At 50.4% G+C, this 15,274-nt stretch carries 13 protein-coding genes, 1 pseudogene and 1 other annotated feature; of the genes and pseudogenes, 7 read left to right on the top strand and 7 right to left on the bottom strand.

Annotated features, from left to right (window positions below; genetic code table 11):
• Positions 1–112: 112 nt before the first annotated feature.
• A complete protein-coding gene (locus OGX91_RS21880; protein WP_286627310.1) occupies positions 113–1,582 on the top strand; it encodes a GGDEF domain-containing protein in 1,470 nt (489 codons plus the stop codon).
• A 32-nt stretch (positions 1,583–1,614) separates the two neighbouring features.
• On the opposite strand, the gene trpA is transcribed toward OGX91_RS21880, so the two are convergent.
• The 6 genes from trpA to trpL form a co-directional block, all read right to left on the bottom strand.
• Entirely contained in the window at positions 1,615–2,421 is an 807-nt protein-coding gene (gene trpA / locus OGX91_RS21875; RefSeq protein ID WP_005126426.1) for a tryptophan synthase subunit alpha, read from the bottom strand.
• Positions 2,421–3,614, bottom strand: coding sequence for a tryptophan synthase subunit beta (gene trpB / locus OGX91_RS21870; protein WP_286627309.1), 1,194 nt, complete (start codon positions 3,612–3,614; stop codon positions 2,421–2,423). The genes trpA and trpB overlap by 1 nt, the downstream gene beginning before the upstream one ends.
• 10 nt (positions 3,615–3,624) lie before the next feature.
• Positions 3,625–4,983, bottom strand: coding sequence for a bifunctional indole-3-glycerol-phosphate synthase TrpC/phosphoribosylanthranilate isomerase TrpF (gene trpCF / locus OGX91_RS21865; protein ID WP_005126431.1), 1,359 nt, complete (start codon positions 4,981–4,983; stop codon positions 3,625–3,627).
• Between the two features lie 3 nt (positions 4,984–4,986).
• A complete protein-coding gene (gene trpD, locus OGX91_RS21860) occupies positions 4,987–6,582 on the bottom strand; it encodes a bifunctional anthranilate synthase glutamate amidotransferase component TrpG/anthranilate phosphoribosyltransferase TrpD (protein WP_003020639.1) in 1,596 nt (531 codons plus the stop codon).
• Entirely contained in the window at positions 6,582–8,144 is a 1,563-nt protein-coding gene (locus tag OGX91_RS21855; protein ID WP_188231658.1) for an anthranilate synthase component 1, read from the bottom strand. The genes trpD and OGX91_RS21855 overlap by 1 nt, the downstream gene beginning before the upstream one ends.
• Before the next feature lie 23 nt (positions 8,145–8,167).
• Positions 8,168–8,262 (bottom strand) — a sequence feature (Trp leader region).
• Entirely contained in the window at positions 8,239–8,283 is a 45-nt protein-coding gene (trpL, locus tag OGX91_RS24115) for a trp operon leader peptide (protein ID WP_223236815.1), read from the bottom strand. (Overlaps the previous feature by 24 nt.)
• Positions 8,284–8,418: 135 nt before the next feature.
• Here trpL and rnm point away from each other — a divergent pair, with 135 nt between their 5' ends.
• From rnm to OGX91_RS21830, 5 genes and pseudogenes are all read left to right on the top strand, one after another.
• Positions 8,419–9,297: an RNase RNM gene (gene rnm, locus OGX91_RS21850; protein WP_182290413.1), complete on the top strand. Its 879-nt coding sequence runs from the start codon at positions 8,419–8,421 to the stop codon at positions 9,295–9,297.
• Positions 9,294–9,914: an L-threonylcarbamoyladenylate synthase gene (locus OGX91_RS21845; protein WP_005126434.1), complete on the top strand. Its 621-nt coding sequence runs from the start codon at positions 9,294–9,296 to the stop codon at positions 9,912–9,914. Before rnm ends, OGX91_RS21845 begins: the two co-directional genes overlap by 4 nt.
• Before the next feature lie 224 nt (positions 9,915–10,138).
• Complete coding sequence (locus OGX91_RS21840; protein WP_286627308.1) at positions 10,139–10,582, top strand: hypothetical protein; 444 nt, start codon at positions 10,139–10,141, stop codon at positions 10,580–10,582.
• A gap of 128 nt (positions 10,583–10,710) precedes the next feature.
• Positions 10,711–10,854, top strand: a pseudogene (locus OGX91_RS21835) (integrase); the annotation flags it as partial.
• Between the two features lie 80 nt (positions 10,855–10,934).
• Positions 10,935–12,046 (top strand): IS3 family transposase gene (locus OGX91_RS21830; protein ID WP_085951609.1). Its coding sequence is split into 2 segments (ribosomal slippage): positions 10,935–11,196 and positions 11,196–12,046, totalling 1,113 coding nucleotides; the frame shifts between segments, so codons are not numbered across the junction.
• 76 nt (positions 12,047–12,122) lie between these two features.
• On the opposite strand, the gene OGX91_RS21825 is transcribed toward OGX91_RS21830, so the two are convergent.
• On the bottom strand, positions 12,123–13,808 hold the full coding sequence (locus tag OGX91_RS21825) for an AAA family ATPase (RefSeq protein WP_286627307.1): 1,686 nt from the start codon (positions 13,806–13,808) through the stop codon (positions 12,123–12,125).
• A gap of 300 nt (positions 13,809–14,108) precedes the next feature.
• Between OGX91_RS21825 and OGX91_RS21820 the strand changes: the two genes are divergently transcribed.
• Positions 14,109–15,256, top strand: a protein-coding gene (locus OGX91_RS21820; protein ID WP_123652889.1) for an IS3 family transposase whose coding sequence is annotated in 2 segments (ribosomal slippage) — positions 14,109–14,346 and positions 14,346–15,256 — 1,149 coding nt in all. Because the reading frame shifts where the segments join, the coding sequence is not laid out codon by codon here.
• Positions 15,257–15,274: the final 18 nt, after the last annotated feature.

Here is a 15,274-nt window from a genome sequence, read left to right as displayed (position 1 = left end):
TCAACTCATTAGTCTCTGGATGGTTAACATTTTTATCCATATACAACGCTGTTATGCAACAACATAAACGGGTAACCGGTTTGGTAATACTGTTAACTATCGGGGTGGACTCGTGAAGATTGTGCAGGATAAGCTCCGAAACAGGCAGGCTCTGCTGGTATCCGGGCTCATTACGTTGGTTTTTACCTCGTTGTTTCTGTTTATCATTTATGAACAGCGTATGGCGGCCGCCAGTGAAGGTGTGAGCCGCCTGCAAGCTCACATGTTGGACATTTTTAACGATAATGAACTGATTGCCGATGCGATTGGCGAGCGTTACTACCACATCAAAACCGGCGAACAGTGTGGTGTTATGGCGCAGTTTGTTCCGCGAAATAAAGATGAATGGGGAATTAACGCCGACCCAAAGCGGGTTCATTCCGCAACAGGGACGATTATTGCTCAGCAACCCAGCCATAACGCGCTGTGTATGTATACTGCAGCGGAGTTTATTCGTGGAATGGTTAATGAGCTAAACCCAGGCAGCTTTGATGCGCACCGTTACATCATCGCCAGCAATTCAGATTATTTTTACTGGTTTATGGCTTCCGACTCGCGCAATTTCAGTTTTTCTGACTCCGAAATGGCGATGGATATCACGCATTTTTTCTATCCGCCCGCCGATTTCTATACCCGGTTGTTGCAAAAAAACGTCAAAAATAAAGCCCTCAGTTCAACAAACTTCTATACCGATAAAATTACTGGTGAAAAAGCCTACAGCGTGGTGAGCTATATCTACGATCTGTCGGGTAAAGAGATATCAGACCAAATCGTGGCCTATCTGGTCTATGATCATTCGAAACCCGAGCTGCAGGAAGCGTTGGCCGAGGCGTTTGATAATCAAATCCTTCCTGGATTGAACGTGGAGTTAGTGAATTTAACCAACCAAGAGAGCCTCTGCTTATCCGGCATATGTGCGGGACAATCCAGCTATTTGGTGCGCAATTTTTCAGAAAAATATGCGCTGCACTATTCGATAGCATTAGGGCGTTTTATGGCGCGCGATACGCACGCCGGAATTGTGATACTGCTGGCACCATTCTTCTTTATTATGATCAGTTTCTCGCTGAAGTCGTGGCTGAATGAAAGCGACCTGAAAGTTTATATTGATACGCTCACTGGCTGCTTTAATCGCCGAATTCTCGACATCATCAAGCGCCGGGATTTGTCACATTGCTCGGTAGTGCTACTGGATTGCAATAAGTTTAAGGCTGTCAATGATACCTGGGGCCACGCGGCCGGGGACCGCGCGCTGCAAATTATCGCCAACAGAATGTTGTCTAACACCCGTACCAGCCACGATCTTGTGATCCGCACCGGTGGAGATGAATTTATGATCCTGCTGTTTCGCTCTCAGGCCAGTGATGCTATCGCGATCGCGCAGCGTATAAGCGGACAGGTGACCAGCCATGTATTTGTGGTGGACGGCAACACTATTCCCTTGTCAGTGTCGTGGGGGATTGCAGAGGTGAAGGGTGAGCTGGATGCGGCAATCCAGAATGCGGATACTGCCATGTACAAAATGAAGCAGGCCAGGGAGTAAAACCGCCAGAAGTCTCTGGCGGTTATTTCAGCTTACTGATGGGTCGCAGCTTTCATTGCACTGACAAAGGCTTTCAACTCAGCCAGCATTTGCTCTGGTGCTGCAACATTTTTCTCAATGATTTTGACAATCGCCGATCCGGAAATAGCCCCCGCAGCACCTGCTTCAATGGCGCCTGTCACCTGCTCCGGTGCAGAGATACCAAAGCCCTGTAGAGAAGGTGGGGCATTGAATTCTTTCAGCTTTTCGACCAGATGATGCAACGGCAACGCTGCACGATTTTCGGCACCCGTAACGCCTGCGCGTGACAATAAATAGGTATAACCGCGACCATGAGCGGCAATCTGGCGCAGCAACTCTTCGTCAGCGTTAGGTGGGCAAATGAAAATTGGCGCGACATTATGACGTAATGCCGCCATTCTGAATGGCGCAGATTCTTCAACCGGCACATCGGCGACTAACACCGAATCTACGCCGACCTTCTCACACTGTGCGTAAAATTCGTCAATACCCTTGCTGAACACCAGGTTGGCATACATCAGTAAACCAATTGGAATGGTTGGGTGTTTTTGCCGAATCAGCGCCAACATTTCAAAGCATTGCGACGGCGTGACGCCTGCCGCGAACGCACGTAACGTCGCTTCCTGAATGGTTGGGCCGTCGGCCAGCGGGTCGGAGAACGGAATACCCAGCTCAAGCGCATCGGCACCCGCTTCGATCAGCGTATCAATGATTTTCAGTGACTGTTCAACAGACGGATCGCCCAGGGTCACGAAGGGGACAAAAGCGCCTTCTTTGCGGTCCTTCAGTTGTGCAAACAGGTTTTCATAACGTTCCATCAGATTTCCCCTCGCGCTTTCAGAATATCGTGTACGGTGAAAATGTCTTTGTCGCCGCGACCAGAGAGGTTGACCACCAGTAATTGTTCTTTCTCCGGGTTTTCACGCATCATTTTCAACGCATGTGCCAGGGCATGGGAGGACTCCAGCGCCGGGATAATCCCCTCGTGCAGACACAGCGTTTTGAAGGCTTCCAGTGCTTCATCATCAGTAATCGAAACATAGTCAGCGCGTCCGATACTGTTCAGATAAGCGTGCTGTGGCCCGACTGACGGGAAGTCCAGTCCCGCAGAAATGGAATAGGACTCTTCAATTTGCCCTTCAGAGGTCTGCATCATTGGCGACTTCATGCCGAAGTAAATCCCAACACGACCATGTTTCAGCGGTGCCCCGTGCTCGCCGGATTCGATCCCGTGACCACCGGGCTCAACGCCAATCAGACCAACGCTGGTTTCATTAATAAAATCGGCGAACATGCCGATCGCGTTCGAGCCGCCGCCGACACAGGCGATCACGGCATCCGGCAGACGGCCTTCTTTTTCCAGAATTTGTGCTTTTGTTTCTTCACCAATCATGCGCTGGAATTCGCGTACGATAGTCGGGAAAGGATGCGGGCCTGCCGCCGTACCCAGCATATAGTGCGCGGTATCGTAACTGCCAGACCAGTCGCGCAACGCTTCGTTACAGGCATCTTTCAATGTGGCAGAGCCGCTGTGTACCGGAATAACCTCAGCCCCCATCAGACGCATACGGAAAACGTTCGGAGACTGACGCTCGACGTCTTTCGCACCCATATAAATACGGCACTTTAAACCCAGCAAGGCGCTGGCAAGGGCAGACGCCACACCATGCTGACCCGCGCCGGTTTCGGCGATGATCTCGGTTTTACCCATACGCTTCGCCAGCAACGCCTGGCCCAGCACCTGGTTGGTTTTGTGCGCGCCGCCGTGCAGCAAATCTTCACGTTTAAGGTACAACGTGGTGCTGGTGCCTTGAGTAATGTTCTGGCATTTGGTCAGCGCAGTTGGGCGACCAGCATAGTTTTTCAGCAGGTCTGTAAACTGTGCCTGAAACTCAGGGTCTTTTTGTGCACTGACGAACGCTTCTTCCAGTTGGCGCAGCGCAGGCATCAGAATCTGTGGCACATACATACCGCCAAATTCACCAAAATACGGATTGAGTAATGTTGTCATGTCCTTTTCCTTAATATGCGCGCAGCGTCTGAAAGACTGAAGCCAGAAGACGCGCATCTTTGATGCCCGGCTGTGACTCTACGCCAGAATTGAAATCGAGCCCGGCACAGCCGGTTTTAGCCGCGTCGACGCAGTTATCTGCGCCCAGTCCGCCAGCCAGTAAAACGTTATCCAGCGATTGTCCGCTCAGCAGCGACCAGTCAAAGCGTTTACCGCTGCCGCCCTGGCCGTTATCAAAAATGTATTTATCAATATGTTGATAGCGACGAGCAGGCAGTGATTCGCCAACGCTCAGTGCCTTCCAGATTTGCACCTGCGCGGGCAGTATATTGCGCAGAGCATCGACATAGGCCTGATCTTCGCTTCCATGTAGTTGTACAGCGGCCAGCGACAGTGCGGTGACTTTTTCGTGGACGTCTGCGATGTCAGTGTTACGGAACACGCCGACGTACTGTAACGGCGCACCCGTCATAACGTCTCGCGCCTGTTCAACGCTGACAGCGCGTGGTGAGGTCGGGACAAAAATTACGCCGCCATAAATGGCCCCAGATTCGTACGCTGCTTTTGCATCCTGTGCACGAGTCAGTCCGCAGACTTTATTTTCGCCAAGCAAAACACGACGCACGGCGGTATGCAGGTCATCATGGGACATCAGCGCAGAGCCTATCAGAAATCCGTTGGCGAAATGGCTGAGTTCGCGAACCTGACCATAGGTGTTGATCCCGGATTCACTGATGACGGTGACGCCATGACCCAAACGTGGTGCAAGCTGGCGAGTACGGTTGAGGTCAATCGACAGGTCACGCAAATCACGGTTGTTAATACCGACGACTTTTGCCCCCAGCGCAATGGCGCGCTCCAGCTCTTCTTCATTGCTGACCTCGGTCAGCACGCCCATTTTCAGACTGTGGGCGACGGCAGCGAGCTGACGATACTGTTCATCATCCAAAACCGACAACATCAGCAGGCAGGCGTCCGCCTGGTAGAAACGCGCCAGGTAAATCTGGTAAGGATCGATAATAAAGTCTTTACACAGGATCGGCTGTGGTGCGATGCGACTGACGATGGGCAGAAAATCAAAGCTACCCTGAAAATATTTCTCGTCCGTCAGCACGGAAATCGCGGAAGCATAATGTTTATATACGCCCGCAATCTGTGCCGGATCGAAGTCATCACGGATCACGCCTTTTGACGGAGAGGCTTTTTTGCACTCCAGAATAAAAGCGGTACGTGTTCCTTGCAGCGCATCGTAGAAATCACGCGTGCTGGGTTGAACATCATTTTGAAAGCTGGCCAGCGGTTGTTGCTGTTTGCGGGCTTCTACCCAAATCGCCTTGTCAGCGACAATTTTCGCTAAAACGGTTTGCATCATTTACCCTCTCGCTGCCAGTGCAGTAACACGGTCGTAAGCCGCACCGCTGCGCAGCACATTAATCACGGTTTGCGCGTTGGCTTTTAAGTCTTCTTCACCGTGCAGGCGCATTAACATGGCGACATTTGCGGCAACAGCAGCTTCATGTGCGGCCTCACCTTTACCTTGTAACAAGCGACTCAGAATGTCACGGTTTTCTTCCGGCGTGCCGCCAGCCAACTGTTCCTGATGATATGGCGTCAGGCCAAAGTCTTCTGCCGTCAGTTGATAGCTCTTGATTTCGCCATCATGCAGTTCTGCCACTATGGTTGGCGCATGCAGTGAAACTTCATCCATTCCGCCGCTGTGCACCACGGCTGCTCGCTGATATCCGAGCACGCGCAGCGTTTCGGCAATTGGCAGCACCAGTTCCGGGCTGTAAACGCCGATCAGCGCCAGCGGCGGATGTGCCGGGTTAATCAACGGGCCGAGCACGTTAAACAGCGTGCGGGTTTTTAACTGTTGGCGTACCGGCATGGCATGGCGAAAACCGGTGTGGTATTTCGGCGCAAACAGGAAGCACACGCCGAGATCGTCAAGCGCCTGGCGGGATTTATCGGCGTTCATATCCAGATTGATACCAAATGCTGCCAGCAGATCCGAAGATCCCGATTTGCTGGAAACGCTGCGGTTACCATGTTTGGCGACTTTCAGTCCGCAAGCCGCCGCGACAAACGCACTGGCGGTGGAAATATTGATACTGTTACTGCCGTCACCGCCGGTTCCGACAATGTCGGCAAACAGATAATCCGGGCGCGGGAATGGGGCTGCATTTTCCAGCAGCGCGGTTGCCGCACCGGCAATTTCATTCGGATGCTCGCCACGAATTTTCATGCTCACCAGCGCTGCTGCCAGCTGTTCCGGCTTCAGTTCACCGCGGACCACGGCAGAGAACAACTGGTGGCTTTCCTGCTGAGACAGCGTCTGCGCCTGATACAGTTTCTCCAGAATAGGTTGCAGCGTATTGGTCTGTTCAAGCTTCTGTTGCGCCCAGGCCAGCGTTTGCTCCAGCAGACGCGCGCCCTGAGTGGTCAGAATCGATTCCGGATGGAACTGGAAGCCGCATACGCGATCGGTATCGTGACGAACGGCCATGACCATACCGTTAAAATGCGCGTTAATGGTCAGTCCGGCCGGTACGTTGCTGCCGACCAGCGAGTGATAGCGCGCTACCGGCAGCGGATTTGCCAGACCGGCGAACATCGCCTGGCCATCGTGTTCAATGCTGGAGGCTTTGCCGTGCAGGATTTCCCCTGCCTGACCCACATATCCACCATAGGCCTCAACAATCGCCTGATGCCCCAGACAAATACCGATAATGGGCAGTTTGCCGCGCAGGCGGGTTAACAGCTCTGGCATGCAGCCTGCTTCACTTGGTGCGCCAGGACCAGGAGAAAGCATCAGCACCGGATTTTTCATCGTCGCTAAACGGTCAATCAACGTCTGGGCCGGAATATGGTTGCGGTAAATCACCACGTTGTGACCGTTAGTGCGCAGCTGATCTGCCAGGTTGTAGGTAAATGAGTCGATGTTATCGAGCAGCAGAATGTCAGCCATTAGAAAGTCTCCTGTGCATGGTGCGCGGTGGCGATCGCACGCAAAACGGCACGCGCTTTATTACGGGTTTCATCGGCTTCAGACTGCGGAACAGAATCCAGAACAATCCCGGCACCGGCCTGCACGGTGGCGATACCGTCTTCTACCAGGGCGGAACGGATCACAATGCAGGTATCAAGGTCGCCATGGGCGGTGAAGTAACCTACGGCGCCGCCATAGCTGCCACGACGGCGACCTTCGGCCTCGGCGATAAGCTGCATAGCGCGAACTTTCGGCGCGCCGCTCAGCGTGCCCATGTTCATACAGGCGCGGTAAGCATGCAGTACATCCAGATCGCTACGTAGCTCGCCGACGACGCGGGAAACCAGGTGCATCACGAAGGAATAGCGATCCACTTTGGTGAGATCAGCAACGTAGCGGCTGCCCGGCGTACAGATGCGTGCGAGATCGTTACGCGCCAGGTCAACCAGCATCAAGTGTTCGGAAAGTTCTTTATGATCGGTACGCATCTCCAGCTCGATACGACTGTCGAGATCGCGGTCAAGCGAACCATCCGCCCGACGACCGCGTGGGCGAGTCCCGGCAATGGGATAGATTTCAATCTGGCGGCTGGTGGCATCGTATTTCAACGAGCTTTCCGGTGAAGCGCCAAACAGCGTGAACGCGTTGTCCTGCATGAAAAACATGTACGGGCTGGGGTTACTTTTCTTCAGTACATAGTAGGCAGCCAGCGGCGACGGGCAGGGCAGCGAGAAACGACGAGATGGAACCACCTGGAAAATTTCACCTGCGCGAATCGCTTTTTGCAGGCCGCGCACCACGGCACCGAACTCTTCATCGCTCTGATTGCATTCGCAGCGCATCTGCGGGACTTCAGTAACGGGCAGCGGCGGTGCAGGTTCGGTAAGCTGTTGGCTCAGTTGCGTCAGACGGGCGTTTAGACGCTGTTTTTCTGCAACGCTTGGGGTAAAAACGCTGGCCTGAATGCGGGTGCTTTTTTTCTGGTGGTCGATAACCATCAGCGTTTCTGCCAGATAGAAGCAGTAGTCCGGGCAACGGTTACCCGCCTCAAGCTGGGGTAAATCTTCAAATCCGGCCACCAGGTCGTAGGAAAACAGACCGCCGAAGAACATTGCTTCACGTTCGTGCGCCGGAACATTAACCAGTTCCTGCAATAAACGGAACGCATCAAATACGGAAAGGGAACATAAACGGGCGTCTTCATCCAGCAGCGGGCTGACGGCAGGGAACCGCAGATGACGGCCATTGGGCTGTTGTTCGTTCTCAACGCCAGCTGGCAGGGCCGCATCCAGCAGGGGCAGCAGCGATGCGCCGTTTGCGGATAATGCCTGGATGGTGACAGTGTCACTGATGGCGGTAATGCGCAACGCGCTGTCGACCAGCAGCAGGCTCTTCAGATCGTCTTTGCTGTCGATATCTGCAGATTCCAACAGCAGCGTTGCCGGACGTGCGCCACACACCTGATGAAACAACGCCGTCGGGTTCTCACGGTAGGCGGCATCGCAGGCAAGCAGTTCGAGTGTCGGTTTTTGAGTTTGCATCGTTATTCTCATTAATTTTGTTCAAAAAAAAGCCCGCTCATGTGGCGGGCCGGGTATCTGGTTGCATATTGCAGACGTAAGACACTGCCCGAAATCAGGAAGTGCGCCACCAACCGTGCAGGAAAAATGTTGTTTTCATCTCAGATACCTTCTTCATGTGAACTTGCGTACTAGTTAACTAGTTCGATGGAGTAAAGTCAACACCTGATTTCAGTATATTTGTCGAAACCGCTATGATGGGCGTGTTACGACATTTATTGAAACGGGAGACGCCTTGAGCGACACGAATTACGCAGTGATTTATGACCTGCACAGCCATACGACAGCTTCTGATGGGCGATTAACGCCAGAAGCCTTAGTACACCGTGCGGTAGAGATGCGAGTCGGTACACTGGCGATCACCGATCATGACACCACGGCGGGTATTGCGGCGGCAAGAGAAGAAATTTCACGTTCAGGTTTAGCGTTAAATTTGATCTCTGGCGTTGAGATATCAACGGTCTGGGAAAATCATGAGATCCATATAGTGGGTCTGAACATTGATATCGCGCATCCAGTGATGCGCGACTTTCTGGCGCAACAGACGGAACGTCGCCAGCAGCGCGCGCGTCTGATTGCTGAACGACTCGACAAAGCGCACATTCCCGGCGCATGGGAAGGGGCGCTGCGACTGGCCGATGGCGGGGTGGTTACACGGGGGCATTTTGCGCGTTTCCTGGTGGAATGTGGCAAAGCCACAACCATGGCGGATGTCTTTAAAAAATATCTTGCCCGTGGGAAAACCGGTTACGTTCCGCCACAGTGGTGTACAATAGAACAAGCTATTGATGTCATTCATCATTCTGGCGGTAAGGCAGTTCTGGCTCATCCAGGGCGGTACGATCTTAGCGCTAAGTGGCTGAAAAGACTGGTTGCGCATTTTGCTGAACATCGCGGTGACGCGATGGAGGTGGCACAGTGCCAGCAGTCTCCCAATGAACGAACCCATCTGGCGACGCTTGCGCGTCAGCATCAACTGTGGGCATCGCAAGGGTCGGATTTTCATCTACCCTGCCCGTGGATTGAACTGGGTCGTAAACTATGGCTGCCCGCAGGCGTAGAAGGCGTCTGGCAGCTTTGGGAACAGCCCGAGACCACAGAGAGGAAAGTATGAGCCAGTTTTTTTATATTCATCCCGAAAACCCGCAGCAGCGACTGATCAACCAGGCCGTTGATATCGTGCGGAAAGGTGGGGTGATCGTCTATCCAACCGATTCCGGCTATGCGTTGGGTTGTAAAATTGAAGATAAAGGTGCAATGGAGCGCATTTGCCGCATCCGTCACCTGCCGGACGGGCACAACTTTACGCTGATGTGCCGTGACCTGTCCGAATTGTCGACCTATTCGTTTGTCGACAACGTGGCCTTCCGTTTGATCAAAAACAACACGCCGGGCAACTACACCTTCATCCTGAAGGGGACAAAAGAGGTTCCGCGCCGCTTGTTGCAGGAAAAACGTAAGACCATCGGCCTGCGTGTACCCTCGAACCCGATTGCACTGGCGCTGCTTGAAGCGCTGGGCGAGCCGATGCTCTCCACATCACTGATGTTGCCGGGCAGTGAATTTACTGAGTCAGATCCGGAAGAAATTAAAGACCGTCTGGAGAAACAGGTGGATTTGATTATCCATGGTGGATATCTTGGCCAACAGCCGACCACGGTCATCGATTTAACCGACGATTCCCCGGTGGTATTGCGCGAAGGTGTTGGTGACGTTAAACCTTTCTTATAAGGGCGCGAACCGCTATACTACGCGGCCTTAAAATGGCGCTGACTGGCGCCGTTGATTCTCCTGTTCGACGCCTGTGAAGGCGCACAAGTCTTTTATTTTTTCTTTTTAAATCAATAAGTTGGATTTTTGGTGTTGTCGGTGTTGTACTTCTTGTATGACACCGAATATCCTCAGTGTGTATAACTCAATGTGTTACATCAATCGACGAATAAAATGACAAAACAATGAAACGAATAATACTGTTATCTTGCTTCGTGGGGGCTGTAGCTTTTGCTGGTGATCATGCTGATAACCATAAACCGTCCTTGGATCTCCCCCCTGATTTATTAAAGGGGGTGTTTACTGTTACTAGTGTGAAAATTTCAACCCTGAATGGGTATATTCCATCTATGGAAACCAGTAAGGGGGTTGTGAAGCTTCCACCACAGAGCATTGATTCTTTGACCTACGCTGTTCGAGTGGATTCCAATGATGAAAAATTTATCAATGAAGTGGCTAAGGATGACTACGGTATAAAAGGTCTACTCGTTTGTAATAACTTGGCGATTAGACCTCTGATTATGAGTAAAAATGCCGTTGTTTTAGTATCCGTTGAGAATAAAGAGGGGGAACCTATTTCTGTGACGCTATATGACAGCAAAAGTTGCAAGAAAAAATCGAAAGCTTAGAGGTACTGTTGGTTCTTGGTTCATCGAATGGATATGGTGAATCCTAAATACATGCTCATTATAAGGATACTCAGCACAGCAATATGTGAACATCTACTCCATCGTTGCAAAAAGGGGAGCTTTACGTTTTCTATTTCCTAATTGCTGAAGGCGGGCAGGGGAAAACTGAGAACGCTACAAGGCAGGTAGTCATCCACCCTAAGTTAATCGAATGGGGTTTCATGGAGTACGTTGATTGCCAGTGGAAAGAACGGATTTTCTCAGAAGTGGCTGTGTAAGTAGCCCGCATAATCGTGCCATTCACATTTAGAGATCATCCGGCATAATCAATCTGCCAACGAAGGAGATCGCTATGCGTAAAGCCCGTTTTACTGAGCATCAGATTATCGCTGTGATTAAGTCGGTTGAAACCGGACGAACTGTTAAAGATGTCTGCCGGGAGGCCGGTATTTCTGAAGCCACCTACTACAACTGGAAGTCCAGATACGGCGGCATGGAGGCTTCTGATATTAAAAAGATCAAAGATCTTGAGGACGAGAACCGACGTCTCAAACAGATGTTTGCCGACCTGAGCCTTGAGAACCGGGCGCTGAAAGACGTTATCGAAAAAAAGCTTTAAAACCAGCCTTTAAGCGTGAGCTGGTCACTCATCTGGTAACGACATTCGGACTCAGTATCCGTCAGGCCTGCCGGAGTCTGAACCTGAGCAGAACGGTTTACCATTACCGCCCGGATCCCACGCGTGACGAACCCGTTATTGTCGCGTTACAGGCAGTGGCAGAGCGATACCCACGATACGGTTTTCCAAAACTTTTCCAGGTGTTGCGGCGGCAGGGACACCCGTGGAATCACAAAAGGATCCATCGTATTTATTGTCTGCTGAAGCTGAATTTTCGCCGAAAGGGCAAACAGCGGTTGCCGGTGCGTAATCCTTCGCCACTGGCCACGCCGGAAGCACTGAACCAGAGCTGGTCTGTTGATTTTATGCATGATGCCCTGGTCTGTGGCCGTCGTTTTCGCACGTTCAATGTCGTTGATGACTTTAACCGTGAGGCGTTGTCGATTGAAATCGATCTGAATCTGCCAGCTCTGCGCGTGGTCCGTGTACTCGACAGGATTGCGGCAAATCGCGGCTATCCGGTCATGCTACGTATGGATAACGGTCCGGAATTTATCTCACTGGCACTGGCTGAATGGGCAGAGAAACATGCAGTAAAACTGGAGTTTATCCAGCCGGGTAAGCCGACGCAGAACGCTTTTATTGAGCGCTTTAACCGAACATACCGTACAGAAATACTCGATTTTTATCTGTTCAGAACGCTGAATGAAGTGCGGGAAATCACGGAAAGATGGGTGTCAGAATATAACTGTGAACGCCCTCATGAATCACTGAACAATATGACGCCGGAGGAATATCGGCAACACAATCATTTGGCCGGGATCTCAAAAAATGCATGGAACTAAAACGGGTCTATTTACAGGTATAGCCTTTAGTTTGCTATTAAGGTACCTGTTCACCGATATTGAAACACTCGGGTTACTAGCTACGGCGTTTCTTAAGTGCCTTAAAGTATGTATCTAGGTTAGCTACATCTTGTTCAACCTCATTGTAACGAGGGCAATCGACGGCTACCCCTGTTGCATTATCATGACCATACATGAATGTGCTGCACTTGGACATTGCTGCACTGATGGTATCATTGTCCTCAGAAGTGATGTCGTTCATGATTTCTTTAAGGCTCTGAGTCTTGACTCCTCGAGCGAAACGCTCTACCACCTTCCTTAGTAACCATTCTTCAACAAGACGCTCCCACGTCTCACGCATCAGGTTATAAGTATGTTTGACCTGAAACTCATATTTGAGATCACCAGATATCTCCATCTTTTTGAGATCCGGCAATGAGTTTTTCAGGAAACCAATTCTCGATTGAGTGTTCTTAGCATCCCAAGGAGGCTCTGGGAACGGGAATCCGGCAGTATCACCATACTTTGCAATAGAGATGAGATTCAGTTTTGACTTAGCCTCCTCACTGGCTTCTTCCAACATTTTCAGGAATGGCATGTCATGAGTAAACACAATGACCTGTCGAGTTAATGATTCCTCTACGATGCGATCTGCAAACTTACGGCGCCATTTATGGTCAAGTGAGTTGATAGGGTCATCAAAAATAATCGCTGATTTCCTATCATCTACGGTTAGTTCTGCAAGGAAACTGGCCAGCGCAACACATTTTTGTTCACCTTCGCTAGCTACTTCCATGATGCTATTTGACTTACCTGTTAGGTGGAGCTTTAGCATTTGTTTTCCGCGTGAACCACGAGTTTCAGTGCTAACATCTAGGTTTTGAAAGCCGAACTTTTTCAATTCGTTCCTGAATGCTTCTTGCAAATTGCCTATTGCACCACTCTTAGCTATTGTACTGGTTAACGCAGTAATTGATGTGGACTGGCAAGAGCTAGATAGATTGCTGTATAGGGCAAGCATTTTACGACGTTTTATTTCAGCAAGAATATTCTGTTTGGCTGACGTAAATAGTCTTTTATCCTCTAGATCTTGAATTAGAAGTGTTAGATCAGCAATCTGTTTTACCAGTCCTTCGTTAGTGGCTACTTCGGCCTCTTTTTTCTTCCAAGAAGCAATTTGACCACTTATCCAACTAACTGCATTAAATTCAAGACTGATCGGGGTAAAGTCTGGCTCAGTTTTTAATAAGTTTCCATGTAAGATTTTAAGCTTTGAGTTTAGGTCAGTAATCCTATTCGCATACTCTGGATTATGTTCCTTGATTAAATCTAAGGCATATTCATATAGCGTTAGATCAAACCTTAGTAACTTAAGGTTACTAATAGCCAGATCGAAAATTCCCTTCGCTTTATTAGCTTCAATCTGAGTTTGGTTTTGAAGATAGTCATTGAACGATTTTAGTTTTTGAGCTGCTTCAACTGAAATTGATTGAAGACAGGTAGGACATGGATCACCTTCAGTCGGTGGAAAAGCTAAACCAGCATTATGAGCCTGGATAAAGGACTTAACGTGATTCCACATTGCTATCCATTCTGGTGAGCAAATTCCCAAAAGTTTATGCCCATCTAATGCTTGGGATCGAGCAAGCTCTGCCGCAGCTTGTTTGGTCTTGTAATCGTCAAAAGCGTTCTTAATTGCGTTGACTCTTTCCTGCTCAAGATTGGCCTTGAGCTTTGTCAGGTGGTCTAGTAGTGGTTGCAAACCTTTGCAACGGTCACTGTAGGATTTGCGGATTTGCTCAGGGGTGCTGGTTTTGAGTCTGGCAAGCTCCGTATGATGAACCGAAATAGAGCCTTCTTGTTCCTTGTTGATACACAGTGCATCAACATCTTCAACTTTGGTTTTGTCCGAAAGAGTTGAGATAAAAGTAAAAACTTTACCACCTAGCCTAAACGTCGGTAAGGCGTTACTCTTAGTAAATGGTGTCTTCTCTTTGTCTGAATCGCCACGGGTTTAACAGACACCTCAGAGTCATTTAAGATGGCTTAAAGAGAGGTGCCCATGAGCGGTAAGCGTTATCCCGAAGAGTTTAAAACTGAAGCAGTCAAACAGGTTGTTGATCGCGGTTATTCTGTTGCCAGCGTTGCAACACGTCTCGATATCACCACCCACAGCCTTTACGCCTGGATAAAGAAGTACGGTCCGGATTCTTCCACAAATAAAGAACAGTCAGATGCTCAGGCCGAGATCCGCCGTCTCCAGAAAGAGCTGAAGCGGGTTACCGACGAACGGGACATATTAAAAAAAGCCGCGGCGTACTTCGCAAAGCTGTCCGACTGAGGTACGCCTTTATCCGTGACAACACCTGTTGCTGGCCTGTTCGCCTGCTCTGTCGGGTGCTGGATGTTCATCCCAGTGGTTTTTACGCCTGGCTTCAGCAGCCGCATTCACAACGCCATCAGGCAGACCTGAGACTGACAGGACAGATTAAACAGTTCTGGCTGGAATCGGGATGCGTCTATGGTTATCGCAAAATCCATCTGGATCTGCGTGACAGCGGGCAACCGTGCGGAGTGAACAGGGTCTGGCGACTGATGAAACGTGTCGGGATAAAGGCTCAGGTCGGATACCGGAGCCCGCGGGCACGTAAAGGCGAGGCCAGTATCGTGTCACCCAACAGGCTCCAGAGACAGTTCAATCCGGATGCTCCGGATGAGCGTTGGGTAACGGACATAACCTACATCAGGACCCACGAAGGCTGGCTGTATCTTGCCGTGGTTGTTGATCTGTTCTCACGCAAAATTATCGGCTGGTCCATGCAATCCCGGATGACAAAGGACATTGTCCTGAACGCACTGCTGATGGCTGTATGGCGGCGTAATCCCCAAAAACAGGTGCTGGTTCATTCGGATCAGGGCAGTCAGTACACAAGCCATGAGTGGCAGTCGTTCCTGAAATCACACGGCCTGGAAGGCAGCATGAGCCGTCGCGGTAACTGCCATGATAATGCGGTTGCAGAAAGCTTTTTCCAGTTGTTGAAACGCGAACGGATAAAGAAAAAGATCTACGGAACGCGGGAAGAAGCCCGCAGTGATATTTTTGATTACATCGAAATGTTTTATAACAGTAAGCGTCGGCATGGTTCCAGCGATGATATGTCACCGACAGAATATGAAAACCAGTATTATCAACGGCTCGGAAGTGTCTAGATTATCCGTGGCGATTCA

Source organism: Citrobacter sp. Cpa228 (assembly GCF_030333085.1).
Lineage (GTDB): Bacteria > Pseudomonadota > Gammaproteobacteria > Enterobacterales > Enterobacteriaceae > Citrobacter > Citrobacter pasteurii.
Note: the sequence above shows the minus strand (reverse complement) of the source record. Positions and strands in the feature narration are given on the sequence as shown.

Excerpts from the sequence above, each read along its gene's own strand:
- trpA (WP_005126426.1), bottom strand. The coding sequence starts at position 2,421 with ATGGAACGTTATGAAAACCTGTTTGCACAACTGAAGGACCGCAAAGAA.
- OGX91_RS21855 (WP_188231658.1), bottom strand. The coding sequence starts at position 8,144 with ATGCAAACTCAAAAACCGACACTCGAACTGCTTGCCTGCGATGCCGCC.
- trpCF (WP_005126431.1), bottom strand. The coding sequence starts at position 4,983 with ATGCAAACCGTTTTAGCGAAAATTGTCGCTGACAAGGCGATTTGGGTA.
- trpD (WP_003020639.1), bottom strand. The coding sequence starts at position 6,582 with ATGGCTGACATTCTGCTGCTCGATAACATCGACTCATTTACCTACAAC.
- trpB (WP_286627309.1), bottom strand. The coding sequence starts at position 3,614 with ATGACAACATTACTCAATCCGTATTTTGGTGAATTTGGCGGTATGTAT.
- OGX91_RS21840 (WP_286627308.1), top strand. The coding sequence starts at position 10,139 with ATGAAACGAATAATACTGTTATCTTGCTTCGTGGGGGCTGTAGCTTTT.
- OGX91_RS21845 (WP_005126434.1), top strand. The coding sequence starts at position 9,294 with ATGAGCCAGTTTTTTTATATTCATCCCGAAAACCCGCAGCAGCGACTG.